The following is an 18,018-nucleotide window of genomic DNA, read 5'->3' on the forward strand; positions in this document are numbered from 1 at the left end:
CGACGACGCCCGCGGGACCGCGGCGAGCCGCGATCACTGCCGCTCCTTCCGCGATTCCGCAGCGGCGAGGCGCGCGAGCTCCGCCGCGAAATCGCCGTCGCGCAGCGATGCGGGCTGGATCGGGCTGCTCATCCGCTCGCCCGCCGGCTTCAGATAGGTGGCCTGGCGCAGCACCGGCCGCGGTTCTGCAACCGTTGCGGCCGCGGCGACGATGGGGGTGGTAGGCCGCGCGACGGGCGCGGCGGCGAACGCCACCTGGCGCACCGCACTCGGCGGTGGGGCGAGCGCGGGATCGACCGGTAGCGGTGCCGGGCGGTTGAGGCTGGCCAGCTGCACCTCGCCACCGACGAACTGGCTGGCGGTGGGAGCGGAGAGCGCCAGCACCTCCTGGTTCCACCGTTCCAGCTGCGGCAGGCGGCTGCGGGTGTCGATCTCCGTCTCGAGCCGGCGGATGTCGCGCCGGGCATAGAGGATCGCGCGCTCCACCTTGGTGAGCTGCGCCCGCTCGCCCGCGACGCGCTGCGTCACGATGTAGCAGCCGAGCGCGGCGACGGCGACAGCGGCAACCCAGCCGACCGATCGGAAGCGCATGGCGATCATGAAAGCGGGCCTTTCGAGCGGGAGAGAGCGGGGGCGGGGGAAAAGGGCGGAGCGGCGGTGCGGCGGGCGGAACGGAGCGTGGCGGAGCGGGCGCGGGGATTGGCCGCGACCTCCGCCTCGGACGGCCGGACCGCCTTGGCCACGGCCTCGAAGCTGGGCGGCGGCCCGGCGTCGGCCATGGGGCGGTGGCGAGACCCCGCCGGGACCGCGCCGCTCCGCTCCCGCAGGAAGCGTTTCACGATGCGATCCTCCGCCGAGTGGAACGACACGACGACGAGGCGGCCGCCGGGCTTCAACGCCCGCTCGGCCGCGGCGAGGCCTTCTTCCAGCTCCTCCAGCTCGCGGTTGAGATGGATGCGGATCGCCTGGAAGGTACGGGTTGCCGGATCCTTCTTCTCGTGCGGCCGGTGGCCGAGCGCGCGGCGGACGATGGCGGCCAGCGCACCCGTCGTCTCCAGCGGACGCGCGGCGACGAGGGCGGCAGCGACGCGGCGGTGGCGCGGCTCGTCGCCATAGCGGTCGAGCACGTCGGCGATCAGCTCCACCGGCGCCTCGTTGACGAACTCGGCGGCGCTCATGCCCGCCTGCTCCATCCGCATGTCGAGCGGACCATCGGCCTGGAAGGAGAAGCCGCGCTCCGCCCGGTCGAGCTGCATCGACGAGACGCCGAGGTCGAGCGCGACGCCATCGACGCCGCTTTCCCCCACCACCTCGACCATGGTCGAGAAGCGGCCGGGAACGAGCGTGAGGTGCGGCTCGGCACCGGCGAACGCGCGGGCCTCGGCGATCGCATCGGGATCTCGATCGAAGGCGATCACCTCCGCCCCTTGGGCGAGCATGACGCGCGTATAGCCGCCGGCGCCGAACGTGCCGTCGACATGCCGCTCGCCGGGCTGGATGGCGAGCGCGGCGACGGCTTCGTCGCGGAGCACGGGGATGTGCGGGGCGGCGCTCACTTGGCGCGCTCCCCAAGGGCGTAATCGAGCTGGCGGAGCAGATCGGCCTGGTCGGCGCAATTGGCGCGGAACCGGTCGGGATTCCAGATCTGGATGGTGTCGGCATTGCCGACGAACCAGGCGAGATCGGCAATGCCCGCCGCATCGCGCAAGGGGGGCGGCAGCACCATGCGGCCGGCAGCGTCATAGGGCACGTCGGGGCTGCCGCCGAAGGTGGCCTGCGTCATGTCGCCGATCGCGTCGAGTTCCTCGATCGGATCGAGCCCGCGCTTGGCCACGGAATCGCGGATCGAGGCGTAGAGCTTGGCCGAGTAGGTCTGGTCGAATGCGCGCAGGCAGCCCTTCTTCGCAAAATCACCGATTTTCAGGGACTTGTCCTCATCGTCGCCGCCGGGGAAGCTGAGCTTCGCGCGCTTCTCGATCACTTTGCGAAAGGGCGCAGGCAGCGACACGCGTCCCTTCGCGTCGACCGCGTTCAAATAGCCGCCGTGGAAGAAGAAACTGCGTTCCACGCCTACCCCTTTGACGATGCGGGGCCGCGCTCCCCCCGTCGCCGATCGATCCGAAAAACCACAACCAGTTGGCCGCGGCTTGCTGCCCCCGAACCTTGGCTGGGTGTATCGCTCCATTTCATGGTTTTCAATCCCACTGGATGCCACGACGTTGTTGATCATGGCACTGCGAGGGAGAGTGCGACACGCACGACACAGCGCTGCAGACGGCAGAAATCCGCCGTCGGCGCGCGTGAGCGCCGCGGCCGAGCCTGTGGATAAGTCTGTCGGAAACTAAATGTGCGGCGTGGTGGCCCAGATCACCCGGTCCGATGGATCGGGCGTCCGGCCGGCAAGCCGGTCGAGCATCGCCGCAATGAAGGCCGGATTGTCCGCCAGCCGGTGCGCTCGCGAATCGCCGCCAGTGCCCGGACCGGTCCACGCGCGATCGTCGATCAGGTCGGCGTCGGCGACGATCAGCACGCGGCCGCGGCCGATCGTGCAGGCGATCGCTATCCCCTCACCGCCGCAGCCGCTGAGCCATCCGGGGGCGGGCAGCGCGAGACGCCGCTGGCCGATGCGGACGAACTCGACCCCCTCCCCGCCGACGTGCAGGCGGACGCCCCAATGCGCCAGTAGCGGCGAGAGGCCGGCATCGAGTGGCGGGCGGCGCGGATCGCCGAGCGGCAGCGCACTGCTCCAGCGCAGCGACGGATCGAGCAGCAGCACCGCGCGACCGCCACGCCGGACCCACACATCGAGCGCGACCAGCCCCGCGGGCCCAGGCGGGCGCGGCTGCACGATCAGCGCGAGGCGAGAGGATGCGAGGGACTCGACGTTCGGCACGGGCACGATCCGCAGCCGACGGGCGAGCGCGCGGAGCGTGGCATTGCCGTTGCCGGCCACTGTTTCACTCGGCCCGCTTTCGCCCCAGACCAGAGGCAGGCCGGTGAGCAGCGCCACCGCCGGGCGATCCGCAGCGGCGATCGGCTCGGGCGTCAGCACCAGCCGCTCATGCAGATCGACCACGCCGGGGACGAACAACAAGGCCAGTGCGGCGACCGCTCCGAGCGCCGGACCTGCGCGGCGATCCAGCGCTCGGCCCAGCCGGACGGCACCGTCGAGCGCGAGCCCGAGCACCAGACCCGCAAGCGCAGCCCTGAGCGCCTGACCAAGCGGCGGCGGCGCACCCAGCGACGTGACCAGCGCGAGTTCCGCGCTCAAGGCGAGGAGGAGGCCGATGCCCAGCGCGGTGATACGGCGCGATGCCGGTTGCGATGCGACCGCGACGATGAGCGCGAACAGGGCGGCGGGATGGAGAGCGAGCCAGGTATCGAGCTCCGCCCGGCCGCCCGCCTTGGCCCCGCCCAGCCACCAGCCGAGCGCCAAGATGCCGAGCGCGAACAGGAGCCCGGCGATTGCGGGGCTGGCGATCCGCTTCAGGGGGCGGGCTTGGCCGCGGGCGCGGGCGCAGCTGCGGGCATCGCGCCGGGCGGCGTGGCCGTGGGGGGCGCGGCCGCGGGTTCCGGATCACTCTGCGATCCGCCCGGCGTGACGCCGAGTTCGGCGAGCGGGTCCTTGGGATTGGCGTCCACCGCATTGGCGGCAGCAGGGCTCGCCTTCGGCTCCGACGCGCTCGGCTCCTTGGGCGCAAGGCCGAAGATGGCGGCGGCGAGCAGAACCAACAGGAAGACCGAGCAGAGGCCCGTCAAGCCGATGCGAACACGCTGCATCGCATCCCTTTCCGCCGTCTGGCGCCCAGCGCGGCCAGCCGGAGGAAAGCTATCGCCAGAGTCCGGACTTGTCGAACCCGAAACGATCGGGGCGAGATCGGGCTTCAGCGGTTCAGCCATAACGGCGGTGTCAGCCCCTTGGCGGCAAGCCAGGCCGGATCGAACAGCGTGGACAAGTAGCGCATACCCGAATCGCACAGGATGGTGACGATGGTATGCCCCGGCCCGAGATCGCGCGCGAGAGCCATCGCACCCGCGACGTTGATGCCGGAGGACAGGCCAACGCACAGCCCCTCCTCGCCGAGCAGGCGATAGGCGGCGTCCAGCCCGTCCACATCCGAGACGCGATAGGCCCGGTCGATCGGCGCGCCGTCGAGATTGCCGGTGATCCGGCTCTGGCCGATCCCCTCGGCCACCGACGAGCCTTCGGCGCGCAGTTCGCCATTGGTGTAATATTCGTAGAGCGAGGCGCCGTGCGGATCGGTGAGCGCGATGACGATGTCGGGGTTCAGCTCCTTGAGGCCGAGCCCGACGCCCGCAATGGTGCCGCCGGTGCCCGCCGCGCAGGTGAAGCCGTCGATCTTCCCCTCCGTCTGCGCCCAGATTTCGGGCGCGGTGGTGCGGATGTGCGCCATGCGGTTGGCGATGTTGTCGAACTGGTCCGCCCAGAGCGCATTCGGCGTCTCCGCCGCGATCCGGCGGGAGGTGTGGACGTAGTGGGCGGGGTTCGAATAGCTGGTCGGCGCGACCTCGATCAGCTCGGCGCCAAGTGCGCGGAGCGTATCCTTCTTCTCGCGGCTCTGCGTCTCAGGAATCACGATGATCGTGCGATAGCCCTTGGCGTTGCCGACGAGGGCCAAGCCGATGCCGGTATTGCCCGCCGTCCCCTCGACGATGATGCCGCCGGGCGCCAGCAGCCCGCGCGCTTCCGCATCCTCGATGATGAAGAGCGCCGCACGGTCCTTCACCGAGCCGCCGGGATTCATGAACTCGCACTTGGCGAGGATTTCGCAGCCGGTCGCCGCAGACGGGCCGGCGAGGCGCACCAGCGGCGTGTTGCCGATCAGCGCGAGCGCGGAGGGGGATGCCATGCTGCGTGAGGTAGGCGTGCAGGTGGCGAGGGACAAGCGAGGATGGCTTTGCGGGCAAGAAGCCGGAGGGCGCGAGGGTGCACGGCCGCACCCTCGCGCCGACGCGCTTACTTGGCGGTCGCCGTCTCGACCGGCAGGCCGAGCGCGTCGAGCTGCGGCTTCACCTTGGCGGCATCGCCGACGACGACCCACGTGAAGGCGCCCGGCTTCACCGCCGCGCGGATAGCGGTGTCGAGCTGCGCGGGCGTCATCGCGCGGTAGGTGTCGGCGAGCTTCACGTAATAATCGTCGGGGAAGCCGTAGAGGTCGATCGTCTGGAGCCCGCTCAGCACATCGCCCGACGTCTCGAAATTGCCCGACAGCTCGCGCACGCGGCCGGTGACGTAGAGGTCGCGCTCGGCCGGGGTGACGCCCTTGGGGCCGAGGAACTCGGCCATGTCGGCGCGGATCGCGGCGATGGACGGCCCCGTCTGGTTCGACTGGACGGGTGCTGAGATGACGAACGGCACGGTGCCGACCATCCGGCGCGGCCCACCGAACACGCCGTAGGACCAGCCCTTCTTCTCGCGCAGATCCATGTTGATCCGGCCGAGGAAGTTGCCCGCCAGCGCATCGTTGGCGACGATCAGCGTTTCCAGCTTGTCCGAGCCCTTGAGCGGCGTCAGCGCGCCGCCGGCGATGAACGATTGCGGCGATTGCGGCCGGTCGATCAGCACGATCCGCTCGCGCGCGGGCGGCGTCGCCGCGGCGAACGACTTGGTGCCGGCGGCCGCTGCGGGTGCGGTCCAGTTGCCGAAGCTGCGCTCCAGCAGCGGGCGGATGGCGGCGAGCGGCTGGTCGGACACGACGAAGATGCGTGCCTTGTCCGGCCGCATCCATGCATCGTGCCACGCGGCGAGGTCGGCGGGCTTGAGCGACTTCACCACGTCCGGGCCGCCCGTGCCCGTCTGCGGCACGCCGTAGGGGTAAGCCGGGCCGTAGAGCAGGGGATAGAGGGCGCGGGCGGCGATGCCCTGCGGCTGGGTCAGCTCGGACGAGATGCGGGCGAGCTGCTGGCCGCGCAGGCGCTCCACCTCTTGCGGATCGAAGGCCGGGTTGCGGACGATGTCGGCGAGGAGATCGAGCGAGGGCGCGAGGTTGGGCGTCAGCGCCGAGAGGTTGACGCTGGTGCGATCCATCGACTGCCCGGCGCTGATCGCGGCGCCGAGCCGCTCCTGCTCCTCGGCAATCTGGACCGAATTGCGCGTCTTGGTGCCCTCGTCGAGCATCGCGAGCGTCAGCGACTGGGTGCCGAGACCCGTCTTCGGATCGGCGGCGTTGCCCGCATCGAAGCTGACCGATACGCGCGTCAGCGGCACAGCATTCCGCTGCGCATAGACGATCTCGACCCCGTTCGAGAGCCTGGCCCGCTCGATCCGAGGAAAGGTGAGATCGGGCACCTGGCCGACGTCGGGGATCTTGCCGCGCGGGCCCGGCTTAGCCGCAGGGGCAGGCGCCGCGGCACCGGCGCCCTGCCCTTCGGCGAGCGTAGCGACGGGCAGCGGGGCGAGCGGCTTCTCACCGGCGCGTGGCGTGCGGTAATAAGCCGGGGCGTGATGCTGGCCGGTGACGCCGGCGGCCTCCTCATAGGCCTTGCGTTCGCCAGGTGCCACGGTGAGCGCGTAGACCGGGCGGGTCAGCCACTTGTTCGCCACCGCCTTCACCTGCGCGGGCGTGACGGCGGCGAGCGCGGCCAGCTGCTTCTTATAGAAGTCGGCATCGTTGGCGTAGAGCGCGCCCTCGGCCAGCGCCACGGCCTTGCCGCCGAAGCCGCCAACCGATTCCAACCCGTTGATCCGCCCGGCCACCTCGCGCGTCGCGACGCGCTGCACCTCGTCCGCGGTCGGGCCGGTCTTGAGGAAGTCGGCGATCACCGCATCCAGCCGCGCGGCGACCTTCGCCGGATCGACGCCCGGCTTCACGTCGGCCGTCACCTCGAACATGCCGATCCGCTCGAACGACTGGAGGCCGGCGGAGACGGAGACGGCGATCTTCTCCTGCCGCACCAGCGCATTGTCGAGCCGCGAGGAGGACAGGCCGCCGAGCACCGTGGCGGCGACATCGAGCGGCACCGAATCCTTGTCGGTCAGTCCCGGCACCGCCCACATGCGGTAGAGCCGGGTGGTGGCGACGCGATCGTGCAGCGTCTCGGCGACCGGCGCCTTCAGCGTCGGCACCGTCGCGGCGGCGGGCGTCACCTTCGGGCCTGCGGGGATATCGCCGAAATATTTGGTGACCAGCGCCTTGGCCTTTGCCACGTCGACGTCGCCCGCCAGCACCAGCACCGCATTGTTGGGGCCGTATTTCTGGCGGAACCAGTTTTTCACGTCCTCAAGGCTGGCGCCGGTCAGGTCTGCCATGGAGCCGATGGTGGAGTGGCGATAGGGATGCCCCTCCGGGAACAATGCGGCCAGCTGGGCATATTCGACGAGACCGTAGGGTTCGTTGTCACCCTGCCGCTTCTCGTTCTGGACGACGCCGATCTGGTTGGTGAGGTTCTCCTGCGTCACCGCGCCGAGCAGGTGGCCCATGCGGTCGCTCTCGAGGAACAGCGCGCGTTCCAGCGCGGGCGTCGGCACCGTCTCGAAATAGTTGGTGCGATCGAACCATGTGGTGCCGTTGAAATCGGTCGCGCCGACTTCCTGGAGCGGCGCGAAGAAGTCGCCAGGCGCATTCTCCGATCCGTTGAACATCAGATGCTCGAACAGGTGGGCGAAGCCCGTCTTGCCCTTGGGCTCATCCTTGGAGCCGACATGGTACCAGACGGAGACGGCGACCACGGGCGCCTTGCGATCGGTGTGGACGAAGACGCGCAGCCCGTTCGGCAGCGTGAAGCTCTCATACGGGATGTTGACCTGCGAGACGAGCGTGGACACCGGCGCCGCGTCGGTGCGGGGGGCAGGCGCGGTCTGCGCCGCGAGCGGGGCGGCGACGAGCAGGGAAGTGGCGAGCAACGCGGACAGGATGCGGGTCAACGGCGACGTCCTTGAGGCAGGTATGAACGCGCGAGCATAGCCGGGCGGGCGGCGCGGGCAACCGCGCCAGCGGGCGGGCGCCTCGGGCCTGCCCTCCGCTTTTCGATCAACGTGCGCGCCGGATCGACCAACGTCGTGAACGCCGCACCCGTGACGCGGCAGGACAGGGCATTAAAGAGGATCAATCTTCCTCTCCCCGCCGGAGCCTGCATGATCCGTCCGCTCGGTCTCGCTTTCGCCCTGCTCGCCGCCGTTCCGCTCGCCGCACAGCCGGTCGAGCCGCGCTTCACCCCCGACGCGTTCCGCGCCCATGTCGCCTTCCTCGCCGACGATCTTTTGGAGGGCCGCGACATCGGCAGCCGCGGGCATGAGATCGCCGCCCGCTATGTCGCGCAGCGCTTCGCCGCGTTGGGCCTGAAGCCCGCGGGCGTGGAGGGCGGCTGGCTCCAGCCGATCCGCTTTCAGGAGACGGTGCGCAGCGGCCCCAAGGGGCAGGTAACGATCAGCGGCCCTGCCGGTGCGAAGACGTGGGAGCATGGCACCGAGGTGGTCGTCGGCCTCAACCCGACGATGCCGACGGGCGAGGTGTCCGCCCCGCTCGTCTTCGTCGGCTATGGCCTCGAGGCGCCGGCGATGGGCACCGACGATTATCGCGGGCTGGATGTGACCGGGAAGATCGTCGTCCTGCTCGACGGCTTCCCCGCCGGCCTGCCCGCCGAGGCGGCGGCGCATCTCGTCGCCACCAAGCGCATGGTCGCCGCGGCGCATGGCGCGATCGGCATGATCTCCGTCTCCACCCGCGATTCGGCCAAGCGGCAGAGCTGGGCCAGCGTGGTGCGCAACGGCAACGGCAAGAATTATCGCTGGCTGCGGGACGGCAAACCCGTGTTCGACGGCGCTGCGGTGCGCCAGAGCGCGTCCGCAAACACGCCTGTCGCCGAGGCCATCTTCGCCGGCGCGCCGAAGAGCTTCGCCGCGGTGCAGGCGGAGGCGGCGAAGAAGGGCGTGCGCCCGCGCGGCTTCGCGCTGCGCACCTCGGCACGCATCGCCCAATCGGCCAGCACGCGCTTCATCGACAGCCCGAACGTGGCGGCGGTGCTGCCCGGCGCCGATCCGAAGCTGGCCAGCGAATATGTCGTCCTCTCCGCCCACCTCGACCATATTGGCATCAGCCCCGAGCGGCCGGGCGACACGGCGCAGACCGACCGGATCAACAATGGCGCGCTCGACAATGCAGCCGGCATCGCGACGATGCTGGAGGTGGCACGCGCCATGGCGGAGGCGCCGGACAGGCCGCGCCGCTCCGTCCTGTTCATCGCGACAACGGGCGAGGAGAAGGGATTGCTGGGCGCGGACTATTATGCGCGCAACCCGACGGTGCCCAAGGCCGCGATCGTCGGCAATGTCGATCTCGACATGCCGCTGCTGCTCTACAAGTTCACCGACGTGACCGCGTTCGGCGCGGACCATTCGACGTTGGGGCCGCTGGTCGCCGCCGCGGTGAAGCCGATGGGCATCGCGCTGTCGCCCGATCCGATGCCCGAGGAGACGATCTTCGTCCGCTCCGACCATTATTCCTTCGTCAAGCAGGGCGTGCCCGCAGTGCTGCTGGCGACCGGCTTCGCCAATGGCGGGGGCGAGCAGTGGCGCAAGTTCCTCGGGGGCGACTATCACCATCCGGGCGACGACATGAGCCAGAAGATCGACTGGGCCTCGGGCGCGCGCTACGCCGAGGCGAACTGGCGGATCACGCGGGCGATGGCGAATGCCGACACGGCGCCGCGCTGGTACAAGGGTGACTTCTTCGGCGACCTGTTCGCGGCCGGAGCGGAAAAGGCGGCGCTGCCGAAGTGAAACCGGACTTTCCCCACGATCCGGCGACCCTGCCAGAAACGTTCGGCGAGCGGGCGTCGGACCGCGTTGCCGCGATCGGCGGATCGTGGGGCTTCATCCTCGCCTTCACGCTCGTCCTGTTCGGCTGGATGCTGCTGAACAGCGACGTGCTGTCGCATTGGGGGCTCGAGTTCGACCCCTACCCCTATGTCTTTCTCAACCTGATGCTGTCCACGCTGGCTGCGATCCAGGCGCCGATCATCATGATGAGCCAGAACCGGCAGGCGGAGAAGGACCGGCTGGCCGCGCAGAACGACTATGACGTGAACCTGCGCGCCGAGATCGAGATCAAGGCGTTGCACGAGAAGATCGACGCGCTCGCGGCGGCGCAGGCGGCGCTGATCGCACAACTCGAACGATCTCGGTGAACCGGGCTTGTGTGGCATAGAAGCCACACTATCTCCCCGGCACGACACAGGGGAGCATGATGAACCTCGAGAAATTCACCGATCGCGCGAAAGGCTTCCTCCAATCCGCGCAGACCGTCGCCATCCGCATGAGCCATCAGCGAATCGGCACCGAACATCTGTTGAAGGCGCTGCTCGAGGACGAGCAGGGCATGGCCTCCGGCCTGATCCGCGCCGCCGGCGGCGATGCCGCGACGGCGCTGCGCGAAACCGATGCGGCGCTGGCCAAGGTGCCCGCCGTGTCGGGCTCCGGCGCACAGACGACGCCCGGCCTCGACAATGATCTGGTGCGTGCACTCGATCAGGCGGAGCAGGTCGCGACCAAGGCGGGCGACAGCTTCGTCACGGTCGAGCGGATGCTGCTCGGCCTCGTCCTCTCGCCGACCACGGCGGCGGGCCAGGCGCTCGCCAAGGCCGGCGTGAAGGCGGAGGCGCTGAACGGTGCGATCAACGAGCTGCGCGGCGGGCGCACCGCCGACACTGCGGGTGCCGAGGATCGCTATGACGCGCTGAAGAAGTTCGCCCGCGATCTCACCCAGGCCGCGCGCGACGGCAAGCTCGATCCGGTGATCGGCCGCGACGAGGAGATCCGCCGCACCATCCAGGTGCTGGCGCGGCGCACCAAGAACAATCCCGTGCTGATCGGCGAACCCGGCGTCGGCAAGACGGCCATTGCCGAGGGCCTTGCGCTGCGCATCGCCAATGGCGACGTGCCCGATGGCCTCAAGGATCGTCGCGTGATGGCGCTCGACATGGGCTCGCTCATCGCCGGCGCGAAATATCGCGGCGAGTTCGAGGAGCGGCTGAAGGGCGTGCTCGATGAGGTGAAGGGCGCCGAGGGCGAGATCGTGCTGTTCATCGACGAGATGCACACGCTGATCGGCGCGGGCAAATCGGAAGGCGCGATGGATGCCTCCAACCTGCTCAAGCCCGCGCTCGCCCGCGGCGAGCTGCACTGCATCGGTGCGACCACGCTCGACGAATATCGCAAGCATGTGGAAAAGGACCCCGCGCTTCAGCGGCGCTTCCAGCCGGTGTTCGTGGGCGAGCCGACGGTGGAGGACACCGTCTCGATCCTGCGCGGGCTGAAGGAGAAGTATGAGCTGCACCACGGCGTCCGCATCGCGGATGGCGCGCTGGTTGCCGCCGCCACCCTCTCCAACCGCTACATCACGGACCGCTTCCTGCCCGACAAGGCGATCGACCTGATGGACGAGGCCGCCTCGCGTCTGCGCATGGAGGTGGAGAGCAAGCCCGAGGAGATCGAGGCGCTCGACCGTCGCATCATCCGTCTGAAGATCGAGCGTGAGGCGCTGAAGAAGGAGACGGACGCCGCCTCGCGCGACCGGCTCGGCACGCTGGACTATGACCTCGCGCAGCTGGAGCAGCAGTCGGCCGAGCTGACGACGCGCTGGCAGGGCGAGAAGAGCAAGATCGACGCCGAGACCAAGCTGAAGGAGCAGCTCGATCAGGCGCGCGTCGCGCTCGACCAGGCGCAGCGCTCGGGCGACCTCGCCCGGGCGGGCGAGCTGTCCTACGGCACCATCCCCGCGCTGGAGCGGCAGCTGGCGGAGGCGCAGAGCGTCACCCGCGACGCGATGGTGCGCGAGGAGGTGACCAGCGAGGACATCGCCTCGGTGGTCAGCCGCTGGACGGGCATTCCGGTCGACAAGATGCTGGAAGGCGAGCGCGAGAAGCTGCTCCAGATGGAAGCCGCGCTGGGCAAACGCGTCATCGGCCAGCGCGACGCGGTCGAGGCGGTGGCGCGGGCCGTGCGCCGTTCACGCGCGGGCCTGCAGGATCCGAACCGGCCGCTCGGCTCCTTCCTGTTCCTGGGGCCGACGGGCGTCGGCAAGACCGAGCTGACCAAGGCGCTCGCCGGCTTCCTGTTCGACGACGATGCCGCGATGGTCCGCATCGACATGTCCGAATATATGGAGAAGCATTCGGTCGCCCGGCTGATCGGCGCGCCTCCCGGCTATGTCGGCTATGAGGAAGGCGGCGTGCTGACCGAGGCGGTGCGGCGCCGCCCCTATCAGGTCGTCCTGTTCGATGAGGTGGAGAAGGCGCACGGCGACGTGTTCAACATCCTCCTCCAGGTGCTCGACGACGGGCGGCTGACGGACGGACAGGGCCGCACGGTCGACTTTTCCAACACGCTCATCATCCTGACGTCGAACCTCGGCTCCAACTTCCTGTCCAACCTGCCCGAGGGGCAGTCGGTCGAGAGCGTGGAGCCGGCGGTGATGGAGGTGGTGCGCGGTCACTTCCGGCCGGAATTCCTCAACCGTCTGGACGAGATCATCCTGTTCCACCGGCTGGGGCAGGATCATATGGGCCCGATCGTCGACATCCAGGTCGGTCGCGTCCAGCGGTTGCTCAAGGACCGCAAGGTCGCGCTGTCGCTCAGCGATGCGGCGCGGGCGTGGCTGGGGCGGGTCGGCTACGATCCGGTCTATGGCGCGCGACCGCTGAAGCGGGCGGTGCAGAAGTACCTGCAGGATCCGCTGGCGGACGCGATCCTGAAGGGCGAGGTGCCCGATGGCGCGCTGGTGACGATCGACGAGGGCGATGGCGGCCTGACGCTGCGCGTGAGCTGAGACGGGCGCCGCCGTCCGCCACAGGGCGGCGGCGTCAATCCTCGGCGACCTGCCCCTCGCCTGCCGGCGCGATGTCGGCAAAGCGGGCGAGCAGGTCGCGCTCCGCCGCAGTCAGATGCGGGTTCCAGGTGTCGAGGATCAGGATGGCACGGGGGGCGTCGGACAGGTTCCACGCCTCATGCTCGATCGTGTCGTCGAAGGCGAACGCCTCACCCTCGCGCCATCCCCGCGTTTCCCCGCCGACACGGAAGCCGCACACGCTCTCGCCGTCCGGAGGCACGATCAGCGGCAGGTGGATGATCGCGCGGATGTTGCTGACGCCGGTATGTGGCGGCAGGCGCGTGCCCGGTTGCAGGATCGAGAAGAAGACGGTGGGCGTGCGCCCGGCGAGATGCGCCAGCGGCAGCCTGTCGATGATCGCCGCGGTCCTGGGCGCCCGCGCGCAATTGGCCTCGATGCGGCGGCCATGCCGCCAAAGATGCAGCGCCCCCCACGACAGGCGATGGTTGAGCGACGACCATTTGTTGTCGGGCGTACCCGCCGGCATCTCCACATAGGGGCTGAGCCCGGGTTCGGGCATGGCCAGCAACGCTTCCAGCTCGGCCCGGATCGTCGGCGTCTCCGCCTCCAGTCGGTCCAGCCACGGGAAGTGCGCGCGGTCGAAATATTCGTCGGCGGGCAGGAACGGGAAGTGCAGGCCGGCGCACGCATTGGCGAAGATCGCGCGGCGCCCGAGCATGTGATCCATGCAGGCATCGAACCGCCGCCGCTCTTGCCGGGTGAGCCCGCCGCGGACGTCGGCCATCCCCTCGTCGATGCTGCTGGCGAGCGAGGCGCGGTGCCCCGCGACGAAGGCACGCGCATGATCGAAGACGGCGGTGAGCGAGGGTGACGGCGCCTCGATCGCCTGCGACATGGCGAGCACGCCGGTCCAGTGGGTGAGCGCGCTGTCCATTCGCCCTTCCCGCTCGTCCAGCTCGGCCATCCTGACCAGCGCCATGAAGTGCCGCCGGTCGATCGAGAGCGCGCCCTCCAGCGCACGCCGCTCACCGGCTTTGTCGCCCGCCTCGCGCGCGCACCGGGCGAGGTTCATCCACAATTCGGGTGCGGCGGGGTCGGCCGCGATGGCGCGGCGGAACAGGCCCGCCGCCTCCGTCCAATCCCGCCGCCCGAGCGCGTCGACCCCGAGGACGTTGAGCGCGAGCGGCTGCTCGGCCACGGCGATTACCGCGCGGAACAGGCGCAGCGCCTCGTCGCGGCGGCCTGCCCGCTGTGCCGCGGTGGCGGCCTGCATCAGTCTCTGTAGGTCCGCATCGGTCATGTGTCAGGGCTTACCGCGCCGGGCGGCTTTGACAAATGGCGTCCGCGCACGAAAGGCTGGCGGGCCATGCCAAGCGCCCCCTCCCCCGCCGAAGCCGCGCGCGATCCGCGCTGGCTGGCGCATCGTTACGATCCGGCGAGCGACACCGTCACCCTGCTGCCGCTGGCGCGGATGGAGCATGCGCGCGCGACCTTCCTGACCGACGATTATCTGCCCGTCGGGCGCGAGGGGATGATCGTGCCGCGGCGGGCAGCGGCAGCGGCGGCGCAGGCGGGACCGATCCATTTCGTCTTCCACTCGGCCTTCTGCCTCTCGACGCTGGTCGCCCGCGCCTTCGACCTGCCGGGCGTGGCGATGGGGCTGAAGGAGCCACCCCTGTTCAACGACGTGGTCGGCTGGCGACGGCGGGGCGAGCCGGGGCCGGACATGGCCGAGGTGCTCGACGACCTGCTGACGCTGCTGGCGCGGCCGTTCGCCCCCGGGGAGGCCGTGGTGGTCAAGCCGTCCAACGTCGCCGCCGGCCTTTACCCCGCTCTGCTCGCGCTCCGTCCGGAGGCGCGCGGGCTGTTGCTCCATGCGCCGCTGCGCACCTTCCTTGCGTCCGTGGCGAAGAAGGGGATCGATGGCCGGCTCTGGGTGCGGACGATGCTGACGGGGCTGCTCGACGACCGGCTGATCGATCTTGGCATGAGCCCGCGCGACCATCTCGGGCAGACGGATCTGCAGGTGGCGGCGGTCGGCTGGCTGGCGCAGCAGGCGCTGTTCGCACGCCTGATCGAGCGTTTCGGCGGGCGGCTGCGCAGCCTCGACAGCGCCACGCTGACCGCCGATCCCGGCTCGGCGATGGCGGCGCTTTCGGCGCATTTCGGGCTGAACCTAGGCGAGGCCGGCCTGTCGAGGATGCTGTCCGGGCCCGCCTTCACGCGACATTCCAAGACGGACGATCCCTTCGCCTTCGCCGACCGTGCGGCCGAGCATGATGCCGCGGCAACGCTGCACGCCGACGAGATCGAGAAATGCGCGGTCTGGGCCGAGGTGGTGGCGAAGCGCGCGGGCGTGCCGATGACTCTGGCGAACCCGCTGCTAGAGAGACGGGCATGAGCGACGATTTTCAGACTGGAGTGGATGCGTTGCGCCGCGGCGACGGGGCGAGCGCGCGCGAGGCGTTCCTGGCGATGGAGGCGGCGGGTGCGAGCACGCACCAGTCCCGCCTGTTGCTGGCGCAGGCGAGCGCGATGACTGGTGACGACGGCACCGCCAATGCGGCGCTGGACCGCATCCTCGCGGAGGAGCCGGGCAATCTCTACGCGCTGGTGATGCGTGGCGACCTGCTGATGCGGGCGGAGAATCCGCGCGCGGCGGTGCCCTGGTATCAGGCGGCGCTCGCGCATGCGCCGCGCTTCGCATCGCTGCCCCCTGACCTGATCGAAACGCTGCGCCGCGCCGAACGCGTCGTCGCGCAGGTGGAGCAGGATTTCCGCGCCCATGTCGACGCCGCCCTGAGCCGCGACGGCATCGATCCCGCCAAGGCCGGCACGCGCTTTGCCGAGGCGCTGGAGATCCTGGCCGGCAACGCGCCGGTGCACGTGCAGCAGCCGACCAACTTCTATTATCCGCGCCTGCCGGCCATTCCCTTCTTCGCGCGATCGGCGTTCGACTGGGTGCCGGCGCTGGAGGCGAAGGCGCCTGCCATCCGCGAGGAACTGCAGGCGCTGCTGGCAGACGAAGGCGCGCTCACGCCCTATGTCGCCGCCGAGGCGGACCGCCCGGCGAAGCAGCATTCCCTGATGGGCGATCCGCGGTGGAGCGCCTTTCACCTGCTGCGCGGCGGTGAGCCGGTGGCGGGCAATGCCGAGCGATGCCCCGTGACGATGGCGGCGCTGGAGGCGTTGCCGCTGCCGCGCATTCCTGGCCGCTCCCCCATCGCCCTCTTCTCCGTGCTGCGCGCGGGCACGCACATCCCGCCGCACCACGGGCTGCTCAACACGCGGCTGATCTGCCACCTGCCGCTGATCGTCCCCAACGGCTGCCGCCTGCGAGTGGGCAACCATGCCCGCACGGTGCAGCAGGATCGCGTGCTGATCTTCGACGACACGATCGAGCATGAGGCTTGGAATGACGGCGATGCCACCCGCGTGGTGCTGCTGTTCGAGATCTGGCGGCCTGATCTCACCGCGGAGGAGCGCGCCGCGCTGACGTCGCTGTTCGGCACGATCAGCGCCTATGCGCCATCCACGGAGGATCAGGCGGGGGCGTGACGCGACAGGGAAACCGCGGCGGGGCCGAAGATGTGCAGGCGCGGATCGGCCGGGCACTGGCGGCCAACGACATCGCCGGCGCGGCGCGGCTGGCGGAGGCGGCGTTGCGCCAAGGCCTGACCGGTCCGATGCTGCTGAACCTGGCTGCCTGGGCGCGTGAGGAAGCGGGCGACTATGCCGGCGCGCACCGCCTGCTCGCCCGCGCGCTGGCGCAGGCGCCGGGCGACGTGCTGATCTCGGGGGCGATCGGCGCGGTGCTGCGCAAGGAGGGCCGCTACGACGAGGCGCTGGCGCTGCTCGACCGCGTTGTCGCCGCCGAGCCTCGCCATGCCGCCGCGTGGCTGGAGCGGGGCTATGTGCTGGATGCGCTGCGCGAACGCACGGCAGCCGCCGCCAGCTATGCCCGCGCGCTGGCCGTCGATCCCGCGCTGGCACCGGCGCACGGCAAGCTGGCCGATGCCGCATCACAGGCAGGGGATGGGAATACGGCGCAGGCCCATGCCGCGAGGGCGTTAGCACTCGACCCGAACGAGCCGAGCGCGGTTGCGGCGCTCGCCACGCTGGAGATCGAGGCACGCGACGGCAGCGCCGCGGAGGCGCGTCTGCGGGCGCTGCTCGCCGCCGGGGTGAAGGGCGAGGACCGGACCCGCGCGCTGACATTGCTGGGCGACGCGCTCGACCGGCAGGGTCGCACGCAGGAAGCCTTCGCCTCGTGGAGCGCCGCTCAGGGCCATTTTCGCCGCGTCCATGCCGGTCTGCTCAAGCCGCAGCCGCCGGCTGCACCGTCGCACCGCCAGTTCATCGAACGGATCAGGCAGCAGGTGGCCGCTGGCCCCGTCGTGCCCGCCGCACCTCCGGTCACAGCCGTGCCGGGTGCGGCCGCGCGCCATGTCTTCCTGCTCGGCTATCCGCGATCCGGCACCACTCTGGTCGAGAATGTGCTTGCAAGCGCCTCCGACGTGGTGGCGCTGGAGGAGCGCGACACGTTCGCCGGCATCGACGGCGTGCTGGTGGCGAATGACGGCGCCATGCCCGATCTCGATGCCTTGCCGGCGGACATGATCGAGCGCTGCCGCGCCGATTACTGGGCACGCGTGCGGACGCTGGCGGGGGATGTCGAGGGCCGCTGCTTTGTCGACATGAACCCGTTCAACGGCATCAAACTGCCGATCATCGCCCGCCTGTTCCCCGACGCACGCATCCTGCTGATGCGACGCGACCCGCGTGACGTCGTGCTGAGCTGCTTTCGCATCAACTTCACGCCGAGCCCCGCCGCATGGTGCTTCAGCGACCTGGTGGAGGCGGCGCGGCATTATGACGCGTTGATGGAGCTGACGGAGCTCTGCCGCGAGCGGCTGCCGCTTGCGGTTCACGAAGTCCGCTACGACCAGCTGGTCAGCGCGTTCGAGCCGACCGTGCGGGCGTTTGCCGACTTCATCGGCCTGCCGTGGACCGACGACTTCCGCCGCTTCGACAGGACAGCGCAGAGCCGGGGCGTTCGCACCGCCAGCGCGACGCAGGTCCGCCGCGGGCTGTACGACGGACGCGGCCAATGGCGCCGCTACGCGACCGAGCTGGCGCCGGTGCTGCCCTTGCTCGCGCCATGGGTGGCGCGGTTCGGCTTCGACGCCTGACACGATCCCGCTGACCTGAT

At 70.1% G+C, this 18,018-nt stretch carries 14 protein-coding genes; 6 read left to right on the forward strand and 8 right to left on the reverse strand.

All coding sequences use genetic code 11. The features are described 5' to 3' along the window. Positions 1–33: 33 nt before the first annotated feature. The 7 genes from BM360_RS17565 to BM360_RS17595 form a co-directional block, all read right to left on the reverse strand. Complete coding sequence (locus tag BM360_RS17565; RefSeq protein WP_093316665.1) at positions 34–600, reverse strand: hypothetical protein; 567 nt, start codon at positions 598–600, stop codon at positions 34–36. Then, entirely contained in the window at positions 597–1,556 is a 960-nt protein-coding gene (gene rsmH, locus BM360_RS17570; RefSeq protein WP_093316667.1) for a 16S rRNA (cytosine(1402)-N(4))-methyltransferase RsmH, read from the reverse strand. Before rsmH ends, BM360_RS17565 begins: the two co-directional genes overlap by 4 nt. After that, positions 1,553–2,230, reverse strand: a complete 678-nt coding sequence (locus BM360_RS17575; protein WP_093316669.1) for a division/cell wall cluster transcriptional repressor MraZ — start codon at positions 2,228–2,230, stop codon at positions 1,553–1,555. The genes rsmH and BM360_RS17575 overlap by 4 nt, the downstream gene beginning before the upstream one ends. 111 nt (positions 2,231–2,341) lie before the next feature. Then, the gene (locus BM360_RS17580; protein WP_093316672.1) at positions 2,342–3,436 is read right to left on the reverse strand and encodes a motility-associated ABC transporter substrate-binding family protein; all 1,095 of its coding nucleotides are present in this window, start codon (positions 3,434–3,436) and stop codon (positions 2,342–2,344) included. A 50-nt stretch (positions 3,437–3,486) separates the two neighbouring features. Continuing rightward, positions 3,487–3,780 (reverse strand): hypothetical protein, encoded by a 294-nt coding sequence (locus tag BM360_RS17585; protein ID WP_207544639.1) that lies wholly within the window; start codon positions 3,778–3,780, stop codon positions 3,487–3,489. A gap of 104 nt (positions 3,781–3,884) precedes the next feature. Beyond that, a complete protein-coding gene (locus tag BM360_RS17590) occupies positions 3,885–4,871 on the reverse strand; it encodes a cysteine synthase A (protein WP_093316674.1) in 987 nt (328 codons plus the stop codon). A gap of 107 nt (positions 4,872–4,978) precedes the next feature. Next, on the reverse strand, positions 4,979–7,885 hold the full coding sequence (locus BM360_RS17595) for a M16 family metallopeptidase (protein WP_093316677.1): 2,907 nt from the start codon (positions 7,883–7,885) through the stop codon (positions 4,979–4,981). Between the two features lie 210 nt (positions 7,886–8,095). Between BM360_RS17595 and BM360_RS17600 the strand changes: the two genes are divergently transcribed. The 3 genes from BM360_RS17600 to clpB are packed head-to-tail and all read left to right on the forward strand — an operon-like array spanning position 8,096 to position 12,785. Further along, the gene (locus tag BM360_RS17600) at positions 8,096–9,739 is read left to right on the forward strand and encodes a M28 family metallopeptidase (protein ID WP_093316681.1); all 1,644 of its coding nucleotides are present in this window, start codon (positions 8,096–8,098) and stop codon (positions 9,737–9,739) included. Then, a complete protein-coding gene (locus tag BM360_RS17605) occupies positions 9,736–10,146 on the forward strand; it encodes a DUF1003 domain-containing protein (protein WP_093316683.1) in 411 nt (136 codons plus the stop codon). The genes BM360_RS17600 and BM360_RS17605 overlap by 4 nt, the downstream gene beginning before the upstream one ends. Before the next feature lie 59 nt (positions 10,147–10,205). Further along, positions 10,206–12,785 (forward strand): ATP-dependent chaperone ClpB, encoded by a 2,580-nt coding sequence (gene clpB, locus BM360_RS17610; protein WP_093317415.1) that lies wholly within the window; start codon positions 10,206–10,208, stop codon positions 12,783–12,785. 34 nt (positions 12,786–12,819) lie between these two features. On the opposite strand, the gene BM360_RS17615 is transcribed toward clpB, so the two are convergent. Beyond that, the gene (locus BM360_RS17615) at positions 12,820–14,106 is read right to left on the reverse strand and encodes an aspartyl/asparaginyl beta-hydroxylase domain-containing protein (protein WP_207544640.1); all 1,287 of its coding nucleotides are present in this window, start codon (positions 14,104–14,106) and stop codon (positions 12,820–12,822) included. Positions 14,107–14,172: 66 nt separating this feature from the next. Here BM360_RS17615 and BM360_RS17620 point away from each other — a divergent pair, with 66 nt between their 5' ends. The 3 genes from BM360_RS17620 to BM360_RS17630 are packed head-to-tail and all read left to right on the forward strand — an operon-like array spanning position 14,173 to position 17,998. Then, entirely contained in the window at positions 14,173–15,207 is a 1,035-nt protein-coding gene (locus BM360_RS17620; RefSeq protein ID WP_093317418.1) for a hypothetical protein, read from the forward strand. Beyond that, positions 15,204–16,364: an aspartyl/asparaginyl beta-hydroxylase domain-containing protein gene (locus BM360_RS17625; protein ID WP_165611356.1), complete on the forward strand. Its 1,161-nt coding sequence runs from the start codon at positions 15,204–15,206 to the stop codon at positions 16,362–16,364. Before BM360_RS17620 ends, BM360_RS17625 begins: the two co-directional genes overlap by 4 nt. Beyond that, positions 16,361–17,998 carry a tetratricopeptide repeat-containing sulfotransferase family protein gene (locus BM360_RS17630; protein ID WP_093316694.1) on the forward strand — a complete coding sequence of 546 codons (1,638 nt, stop codon included), beginning with the start codon at positions 16,361–16,363 and terminating at the stop codon, positions 17,996–17,998. Before BM360_RS17625 ends, BM360_RS17630 begins: the two co-directional genes overlap by 4 nt. The last annotated feature ends 20 nt before the right edge of the window (positions 17,999–18,018 follow it).

It is taken from the genome of Sphingomonas jatrophae, assembly GCF_900113315.1.
GTDB classification, from domain to species: Bacteria; Pseudomonadota; Alphaproteobacteria; order Sphingomonadales; family Sphingomonadaceae; genus Sphingomonas_P; species Sphingomonas_P jatrophae.

Coding starts and splice junctions, on each gene's coding strand:
- BM360_RS17620 (WP_093317418.1), top strand. CDS start 14,173: ATGCCAAGCGCCCCCTCCCCCGCCGAAGCCGCGCGCGATCCGCGCTGG.
- clpB (WP_093317415.1), top strand. CDS start 10,206: ATGAACCTCGAGAAATTCACCGATCGCGCGAAAGGCTTCCTCCAATCC.
- BM360_RS17565 (WP_093316665.1), bottom strand. CDS start 600: ATGATCGCCATGCGCTTCCGATCGGTCGGCTGGGTTGCCGCTGTCGCC.
- BM360_RS17625 (WP_165611356.1), top strand. CDS start 15,204: ATGAGCGACGATTTTCAGACTGGAGTGGATGCGTTGCGCCGCGGCGAC.
- BM360_RS17590 (WP_093316674.1), bottom strand. CDS start 4,871: ATGGCATCCCCCTCCGCGCTCGCGCTGATCGGCAACACGCCGCTGGTG.
- BM360_RS17600 (WP_093316681.1), top strand. CDS start 8,096: ATGATCCGTCCGCTCGGTCTCGCTTTCGCCCTGCTCGCCGCCGTTCCG.
- BM360_RS17575 (WP_093316669.1), bottom strand. CDS start 2,230: ATGATCAACAACGTCGTGGCATCCAGTGGGATTGAAAACCATGAAATG.
- BM360_RS17615 (WP_207544640.1), bottom strand. CDS start 14,106: ATGACCGATGCGGACCTACAGAGACTGATGCAGGCCGCCACCGCGGCA.
- BM360_RS17585 (WP_207544639.1), bottom strand. CDS start 3,780: ATGCAGCGTGTTCGCATCGGCTTGACGGGCCTCTGCTCGGTCTTCCTG.